Source organism: Bhargavaea sp. GQ12 (genome assembly GCF_059758705.1).
Genome location: NZ_JCAXEU010000033.1, coordinates 1 through 9,043 on the forward strand (window position 1 = coordinate 1; position 9,043 = coordinate 9,043).

General features: G+C 47.4%; 7 protein-coding genes. All 7 read right to left on the minus strand.

Annotated elements, in window-relative coordinates:
• Positions 1-5: 5 nt before the first annotated feature.
• The 7 genes from AC6CHQ_RS16025 to AC6CHQ_RS16055 all read right to left on the minus strand — a co-directional run bounded on the left by AC6CHQ_RS16025 (position 6) and on the right by AC6CHQ_RS16055 (position 9,013).
• On the minus strand, positions 6-1,247 hold the full coding sequence (locus AC6CHQ_RS16025) for a dicarboxylate/amino acid:cation symporter (protein WP_498082053.1): 1,242 nt from the start codon (positions 1,245-1,247) through the stop codon (positions 6-8).
• Between the two features lie 464 nt (positions 1,248-1,711).
• Entirely contained in the window at positions 1,712-2,668 is a 957-nt protein-coding gene (locus AC6CHQ_RS16030) for an AEC family transporter (protein ID WP_498082054.1), read from the minus strand.
• A gap of 91 nt (positions 2,669-2,759) precedes the next feature.
• Positions 2,760-3,311 (minus strand): restriction endonuclease, encoded by a 552-nt coding sequence (locus AC6CHQ_RS16035; RefSeq protein ID WP_498082055.1) that lies wholly within the window; start codon positions 3,309-3,311, stop codon positions 2,760-2,762.
• Between the two features lie 19 nt (positions 3,312-3,330).
• Positions 3,331-4,251, minus strand: a complete 921-nt coding sequence (locus AC6CHQ_RS16040) for a restriction endonuclease (RefSeq protein ID WP_498082056.1) — start codon at positions 4,249-4,251, stop codon at positions 3,331-3,333.
• 12 nt (positions 4,252-4,263) lie between these two features.
• Entirely contained in the window at positions 4,264-5,499 is a 1,236-nt protein-coding gene (locus AC6CHQ_RS16045) for a restriction endonuclease subunit S (RefSeq protein ID WP_498082057.1), read from the minus strand.
• Complete coding sequence (locus tag AC6CHQ_RS16050) at positions 5,474-7,051, minus strand: type I restriction-modification system subunit M (protein WP_498082058.1); 1,578 nt, start codon at positions 7,049-7,051, stop codon at positions 5,474-5,476. Before AC6CHQ_RS16050 ends, AC6CHQ_RS16045 begins: the two co-directional genes overlap by 26 nt.
• Positions 7,052-7,087: 36 nt before the next feature.
• Positions 7,088-9,013 carry a type I restriction endonuclease subunit R, EcoR124 family gene (locus tag AC6CHQ_RS16055; protein ID WP_498082059.1) on the minus strand — a complete coding sequence of 642 codons (1,926 nt, stop codon included), beginning with the start codon at positions 9,011-9,013 and terminating at the stop codon, positions 7,088-7,090.
• Positions 9,014-9,043 lie beyond the last annotated feature (30 nt).

Here is a 9,043-nt window from a genome sequence, read left to right on the forward strand (position 1 = left end):
TTCAATTAGAACTTTTCGAATTTTGCCATGCGCTTTTCTTCACTTTTATCTACGGCAGCAGCACCTACCAGGTCCCCGGTCACATTCGTCGCCGTTGCGCCCATTCCCAGTATCGCGTCAATACCGGCTACAAGTGCCACAACTTCTATGGGTAAGCCCGCCTGCGTGAGAACGATGGACAGGGCGATGAGACCGGCACCCGGAACACCCGCCGTGCCGACGGAAGCGAGCGTGCCGGTCACGATAATTCCAAGAATCGCAGCGAAGCCAAGATCCAGCCCGACGATGTCTGCGGCAAACACGACTGATGCACCAAGCCGGATCGCCGCTCCGTCCATATTGACAGTGGCTCCCAGCGGCAAGGAGAATGAGGCGACATCATCACTGATGCCGGCTCGCTTTGCCGCTTTCATGGTGACCGGAAGCGTGCCCAAGCTGGATGACGTCATAAACGCCGTGCCCACCGCATCCTTTACATCTCTGAAGAACTCACCGATTCGGACGCCAAAGAGCTTCATGATGATAAAATAGACCAGTACAAATTGAAGCGCGATGCCTCCATAGATCACTACCGTTAATTTCCCGAGAGAAATCAATGTCTGAAGCCCCTGAGATCCGATTGCCGATGCCGCGATGGCGAAGATGCCGATTGGCGCATATTGAAGGATGCCGTTCAGCACCCGGAATGTCACTTCACTCAGGCTGGCAGTCAAATCACTGAGGAAGTGTCCCATTTTGCTGATCCGCTCCTCACTGGAGTGAACCATCGAAGAAATTGATAAACCAACAACGACAGAAATAAATATCAACGCCAGGATGTCTGCATTTACCAGCGCAGAAAATAAGTTGTTTGGCACAATTCCCAGCAGGGTATCTATAACGGACGGACGCTCAGGCACATCCACTTGCGCATCCGGGAGGGTCAGTCCTACACCCGGTCTGATCAGAAGTGCCAGAAGGATTCCGAAGACGATCGCTATTCCTGTTGTAATGAAGTAAAAGATAAAAACCTTCCCGCCGATCCTTCCGAGCTTAGCCGGATTCAGCTGCTCAACCGCTGCAATCAGCGTAAAGACAATAAGCGGAATCACAATCAGATTCAACAGCCGAAGCAGCAGTTCCCCGAGCGGCGACAGCACGCCTGCCGACTCGCCGAATATCAACCCGACCACGATGCCGAGCAGAAAACCGACAGACATCTTCAGCATAAATGACTGATCGCGATAAAATCTCCAGACAGCCCCCATCTAACGACCTCCCTGGTTACTCATCTGTACGAACATCACGTCTCTATACAATCATCCCCTTCTTTAACGTAAGCAAAACAGAGACCGGTTTTTTTCGAAATTATCCTCCCAAAGGAAAACAGAAGGCATTTTCGCCTTCTGTTATTTAAACTTTTTTGGTTTTGGTAGATGACGAAAGTCGTTTACCAGGAACACACTTCAGTGCGGTTCGTCCTATAAGCATCATTAGATTGAACTGGAGGCATGTAACACCATGCACGGAATAACATCCAGACAGAGGCACTCCCGCCTTGTGGACCTTCTTTTTTTCTTGCTTGGAAGCCTATACTTGGTCGGCATTGCCGGGGCGTTTATTTATGTAGTCAGCAAGATAGTGACCTACTTTTAATACAAGAGCTGGCGCCATCTAGGCACCGGCTCTTTTCGATTACACTAGCAACACTTGCATCCTACTCTCAAAGCCATTAAGTCATAAGCCATTGCAGAAAGCTGTACAGTAATGGAATCGTCAGCAAACAAAGAATGGTGGAATGAATGACGCCATAGGATGCGAAAACAGCGTCAGCGCCGAACTTTTGTGCATAAACCGTAGTGGTGGTGGCGCTTGGCATAGCGGCTGTCAGCACGGCAATAAGAAGCAGTGTTTCGGGGACTCCGAACAAGATAAAGATGAGCAGGGTCAACGGTAGAATCAACAATTTCATCAGGGATGCCAGCCAGATATACAGATTGCTGCAGTACTGCTTAAAGTCATCTATGCGCGTGTCTGCAAGCAGACTGCCAATCAGGATCATCGATAGAGGAACTGTGATCTTCCCGACATCCTCAAATGTCCTCACGATCATGTCCGGCCAGCTGAAAGGGAGAAACAGCATGATTAATCCAATCAGTGTAGCCAGGATGCCCGGATTCAGGAACAGCATGCGCCAGTTCACGGACGCTTCATGCCGGGCAAACAGATAAATCCCATAGGACCAGATCAGCACCAGATAAAAGATGTTGAACAGGGTCAGATAAACCACCCCCTGCTCTCCCATCAGCATATAGATTACCGCAAACCCGATGAACCCCTGATTGCCGAACACAATCAGACTCTCGAACACACTTTTCTGCCCGTCAGGAAGATCAGCCCGCTTCCTGAGCCAAGCACCGAGTACCATTGAAACTGTCATGATAAAGACCGACATGGAGACGAGCCAAGTGAATTCCATTAATAGATCCATGGAGAATGTCGTGTTTAGCGAAAACAAAATCAAAGCCGGCAACGTGACATACAGCATTAGCTGTGTGATTACGGGATTGGCATTGCCGTTGAGAATATTCATCTTCCTTGCAACGAAACCGATTCCTGCCATCAAATAAAGTGGAATCATCGTCAGGACAAATGCGGAAGCGGACAGATGCCCTCCCCCTTTCTTCATTCTGTAGGCTATGAAACATTTGTCTGGACGGTGCCAGTAGAATAAGTTGATACCTGTTATTTGGCATCAGCTTAAAACTTCCCTATATAATTCAGGCAGCCTGTTTTTCCAAGAGGATATGAATGAGTTGCGTCCGGTCGACAAGTCGGACACCATTGCTCGATGCCAGCTCCTTTGCAGCTTTTGTAAACTGGCTGTTCGTGACGACCCAGGCATCTTCAGCCTTGTAATGACTTTTGGCTGCGACAACCTCTTGTACAGCCTTTACGCCAACATTCTGTTTCCATCGCTTTGCCTGGACGACAATCCTTCTTCCATCCCGGGTCATAACAAGATCGGCACCAAAATCATTCTGATAGGGTGTCATGCGAACCTTATAGCCTCTAGCCTCATAACGGAGTTTCAGGAATTGCTCGAACTCCTTGCCGCTCATCTCATCCACCTGTCGGATACCGGATGCGTTCAGCTTCCGCTGTTTCATCAAGCCAATTGCAAACAAGATCAGCATCAGACCGATTGCACCGCCGAAAAAAACAAACGTTGTCGCTTCAATGGATTGAGTATTGATGTAGGTCAGGCCACCGGCTGCAAGCAGCAGTCCGGTTAATCCGCTAGTTAATTGATCTTTCTTTTTTCGAGCCATTAGGTTCCTCTTTCATGATTTATTCGCTACCTGCAAAATAGTCCTCATCCACACGCTTGACGACAAATGTCTCGGCGTGGCTGACGCCCAGGCCGTACCGGAACATATAGTCCACGAGCTGTTCTCCATCAATCAAAACTATCTTTTTCTCAATCATGTCGACATACTCGCGCGCACCGTTGGAAAATGTCGAGGTCGTAATGAACACGCCCTTTTTAGCCCGCCTTCCTTCGAGGCTTCCGGCAAATTTCTGGACCTCTGGCCGCATGACCGAATTCTCCCAGCGCTTTGCCTGAACGTAAATCATATCCAGCCCCAACACATCCTCTTTGATGACGCCATCGACACCGCCATCACCGGTACGTCCCAGTACACCAGCGGCTTCTTCCACATCACCGCCATACCCCATCGCCACCATCAGATCAACGACCACTTTCTCAAAGAAGGAAGGCGTTCCTGTACGAAGCCGCTCCAACAGCTCATCCATGACACTCTGCTTTAATAGACGATATTGCTGTTTGAGTTCATCTACTGGATCATCTTCTTTTTCATCTGGGTCAGGAGTCTCAACTGGTGTGTCTGCATTCTTTATGGCAGGTTTACCGACAAATGTTTGGAACTCGGGATAACGCAACAAATACTTCTTGTCCAATCCCTTAACTGAATCCTCTCTCAGCAGGCTAAGACCCCGTTCGGTGATCCGGACTTTTCCACGTCCGGCAGACTCAAGCAAGCCTGCTTTTGATAAATACGTTCTGGCCCAACTCACCCTGCCATCCACCACGCGTGTGCCGCTCGCCGTCAAATGTTCCTTTTGCTCTTGGTTCAATCCGAACCGGTCAGCCATGGCTCGGTATGCAACCTGCATAGAATGTACCTGCCCATCACCAGTCCACTCCAAAAGCGGATACATGAAGTCTTCATAACTTGGCAGTTTCAACTCATCACCTCTTTAGACGAACATCTGTTGCATGAGGCCTTTTTTTTGCAGTTGTAAATGTGAGAGCTTTTCATTTTCTGTTGCAATATAATCGTCTAATTTCATAAGGAACTCTGATATTTTCCTTTGTTCAGGTAGTGATGGAACTGGCACGATCAATGAATAGAAATCCTCTTGATCGACGTTTAATAATCCATCAAGTCTGGCAGACGATGAAATGAATCGTCTAAGTTGTCTATCTGCATAACCTGTTGAGAACAATTGATTAAAGAATTCCGGGATGTGATCCCTATTTAGTTTGAAGCTTCTATATACGTTTGGCACCAGAGCTTCTTCATAATCATTTTGTACATAGATACAACCATATGGAAACAACTTGGATGCACCACGGTTATACGATAGCTCCCCTTTCTTAAGCAAAGTATATTTACTTAAACTAGATCCTGCAATAACTTGACTAAAACGTTCTTGTTGATTTAAAAATCCTCTACCAGCAGAAATAGTCAACACAGGAGGTTTCCTCGAGGAATCTTTCAGAGTTCTTTTAACTGGTTTAGATATCTCCTTTAGCCTCGCATTAATCCATTCCGGATACTCTTCCCCGTTCTCATCTTTAAATCGCAGTTCCCGGCTGAAGATTTTCTGCAGCAAGCCCTTCTTCTGTTCTTTTAATGCCTTGACCTTCGATTGCTGGAGCTCAATACGACGATCGACTTTAGAGTAGAACTCTGCAATTTTATCCTGTTCATTACGACCGGGTAGTTTAATCATAAACTTCCTAACGTTAGCCATACTTAATGAAGATTGGGAAGAAGTAGTGACAAGAGGCATGATTACTTTCTCTTTAAATAAATCTCTCTGCATGTAGGTGAATAAATATGAGGGGTTTACTTTAGTAGAAGGCCTTATCAAGCAAACATTGGGGGCTAAATAATATTTATCGTCTTCATCAACAATAGCTACTTCACCAATTGTTCCAACATAGGTAAATAAGAGGTCCCCTTTATAAAGTTTGCTTCTTTCTAACTTTGAAAAATCACTTCCATCTATGTACTTAACGTCATCTAAAATTAGTTTTCCTTCTTTTACATTTAAACCTCTTAAGGCAATTATCGAACCAGTGTCTTTATATTTTATATACTTAGTAAATTCAAATCCAGCAAGCTTTGTTACATCACTAATCTCCCCTAGCTCACACGGAACCCATTCTTCCGAACAGTTATTAAATCTTAATTTCGGATTGCCCATAAATGCCCAACTCCTCAAAGTACTTCTCTAACTCTTTATCTATTTCCATAATTTCCGCGTCGATCTCTTTCAGATTCTGTGAGACTTCTTGCAGGTCGATAGGTTCATCTTCCTCGAAAGTATCAACATAACGCGAGATATTCAGGTTGTAGTCATTCTCTCTGATTTCATCGAGTGTGGCAGCATAGGAGTATTTGTCGATTGTTTCCCGGCTGAAGTAGGTATTGACGATCTTGTCCACATGCTCATCGGTCAGATTGTTTTTCGCCTTCGCTTTTTCGAACTCATTGGAGGCATCGATGAAGAGAACGTTGTCATCTACTTCCCGGCATTTCTTGAATACGAGGATACTCGTCGGGATAGAAGTGCCAAAGAAGATATTTGCCGGCAGACCGATGACGGCATCCAGGCAGTTTTTCTCTTCAATCAGATACTTTCGGATGACGCCTTCCGCTGCACCGCGGAACAGGACACCGTGGGGGAGGACGACCGCCATCGTGCCGTTATCGTCCAGCTGGTGGATCATGTGCTGGACGAATGCAAAGTCGGCCTTCGACTTAGGTGCCAGCCTGCCATAGGCGCTGAAACGTTCGTCGTCTAGGAATTTCTGATCTGCGCTCCACTTTGCTGAGTACGGCGGGTTCGCCACTACTGCTTCAAATCGGAGATCAGTGTGTTGCGGTTCTTCGAGCGTATCGGCATTCCGAATGTCGAAGCGCTGGTAGGAGACGTCATGCAGCAGCATGTTCATCCGTGCCAGGTTATACGTCGTCGAAGTGAGTTCCTGTCCATAGTACCGGGAAACTTCTGCTTCCCTGCCGACACGAAGAAGGAGCGATCCGGATCCGCATGTAGGGTCATAGACACTCTTGATCCGCTCTTTGCCCGCCGTAACGATTTTCGCGATAATTTTTGAGACCTGCTGCGGCGTATAGAACTCCCCCGCTTTTTTTCCTGCATTCATCGCGAACTGGGAGATCAGGTATTCATACGCATCTCCAAGCACATCGATTTCCACATCGTCGTGGAGGAATGGAATGTCGCTGATGTTCACCATAATGTTGCCGATCAGTTTGGAGCGGCTTTTTACATCACGCCCGAGTTTTGACGAACTGAGGTCCATGTCATCGAACAGGTGCTGGAAATCATCCTGTGATTCCTTGCCAAGCGTAGATTCAGTAACGGCTGTAACGGCCTTCCGAAGAAGTTCGGTATCAAAATTACCGTTTTCCCCTTTTAGGATTTCCGCAACCATCGTCGAGAACAGGTATTCCGGTGGGATGAAGAAGCCGATTTGATCTACCAGCTCTTCCTTCAGGTCATCCCTGATCTCTTCATCTGCGTAAGCCTCTGCATAGGTGATGCCGTCTTCCTCAAGCAGTTTGGATGCACGGGCTTCCACTTTCTCTGACAGATATCGGTAGAAGATGAGACCGAGGATGTAGTTCTTGAATTCATAGGCTTCCATCGTACCGCGGAGGCTGTTCGCCATATCCCATAGTTTTTTATGGAGTTCCGCTTGCTGCTGACGTTGTTTTTCTGATGTGGTCATGATGTTCTCTCCTTAAAAATAAGAGGCCGCAGCCTCTCACATGTATTTCTCCGTGTTGTCTCTGATAAAGTCGATGATTCGGTGGACAAGTTTCCGCTTTTTTACGAACGGGGCTTTCACCGAGTCGCTGATTTTTGACTTCGGTAGAAGATAGCTGTACTCGTACTCTCGAATGTAATCCTTGATCTGAGCAGGAGGCATTTCGACTTCTCCCGCAAATTCATCGATCTCCCTCTCCCGCTCTTCTTCCTCGTGCTTATGGTATTCGTCATCAATCGAGGCATCCGGCGGAAGGTCCGGAACGACCCGGTTCAGGAAGCTTTTCAGGAGATCGATTTTCTTCCGAAGATCCGGGCTGTCAGACCGGTCAATCTCTTCCTCGATTTTTTTGATTTCCTTCGGAAGGTTGTCTTTGTCCTTAAGGTCAATGTTGCGGATCAGGTTCAGGATATAGTCGACATTGATTTTGTCCGAGTGCATGAGCTCTAGCTCAAAGTCGATGTCCTGTAGGATAGAGATCTTCTCTTTCTTAGTGCGTGCCTCATCGACGACCTTCAGGTATTTGCTCTTGAAGTCCAAGTATTCCTGCTCATCAAGACCGATCGTCCCTACGTCGAACCGGAACTCTGTGAACGTCTTGAGGCGCACCAAGATTCGAGTAAGGTCACGGAATGCCAAGATAAACTCGGCCTTTTCCGTTTCGCCTTCCAAGAGGTCGACTTCTTCCGGTGTCTTTACAATTCGAAGCAGGTCGGTCAGAGCAGCCTCAAACTTCTTCTCGTAATAGTCGTATGGCTTCATTAGGACGTCATCAGCCGTATCGGTCTGCGAGAACAGTTTGATTGCCTCATCCGTGCTCTTCTTCAGATTCCGGTAGTTGACGATGTTGCCGTAAGGCTTGGACTTTTTCTCAACACGGTTCGTTCGGCTGTATGCCTGAATGAGGTCGTGATATTTTAAGTTCTTGTCGGTATAGAGGGTGTTCAGTGTCTTCGCGTCAAAACCCGTCAAGAACATATTGACGACAATGAGAATATCAATCTGGGCGGACTTTACTTTCTTCGAGACATCTGTGAAATAGCTGCTGAAAGTCTCTGTCGAGTAGTTTGTGTCGAACAGCTGATTGTAGTCACGGATCATCCGGTCAAGGCTCTCGCGGGAATGTTCGTCTGCACCTTCCGATTCCTCATTCGCGTTGTACGTGAAGATTCCTGCGATCTTCAGCCCGTCCTGATTCGCCCCCCTGACTAGATCATAGTACTTCACGGCCATGGGAATGGATTGGACCGCAAAAATCGCTGTGTACTTCCCGCCCGCCGTTTTCCGGCCGTGGATGTCCAAGATATGACGGGAGACCAGCTTCATCCGCTCCTCTTCCATCCAGACTTCCTCTGTGTTGATTGCCTCGGCGAGCGATTCGTCTGACTCGTCATAGGCGCCTTTGAATGTTGATATATGTTCAACGGAGAAACCGAGAACGTTGCCATCTCGAATTGCATCTTTGATTAAATAAGAATGCAGCATCTTATCAAACAGGTCGGCGGTAGTACGGCCGTCCTGACTTTTGTTTTCTTCAAACCGCGGCGTTCCTGTGAATCCGAAGTACTGCGCCTTCTTGAAGTGGCGATTGATCATCGTGTGCATCTCACCGAATTGGCTCCTGTGACATTCGTCGATAATGAAGACCACCCGCTCGTCGCGGTATTGGTCCATTACTTTGGCATAGCGGGGATTGCGGATCGCGTTCGCCATCTTCTGGATCGTCGTCACAATAAATGGTTTTGTCTTGTCCTTGAACTGCGCGACCAGCTTTTCTGTCCGGTCGGTCGTATCGACTGAGTCTTTTTCAAACTTATTGAACTCGGCGATTGTCTGGCTGTCCAAGTCGCGCCTATCAACGAGAAAAACCACTTTGGCAATACGAGGCCACTGAAAAAGTCCATTGAAAGAGCTATCACTCAGTTTTTGTGTGGTGGCTCTTTTCTATGACAT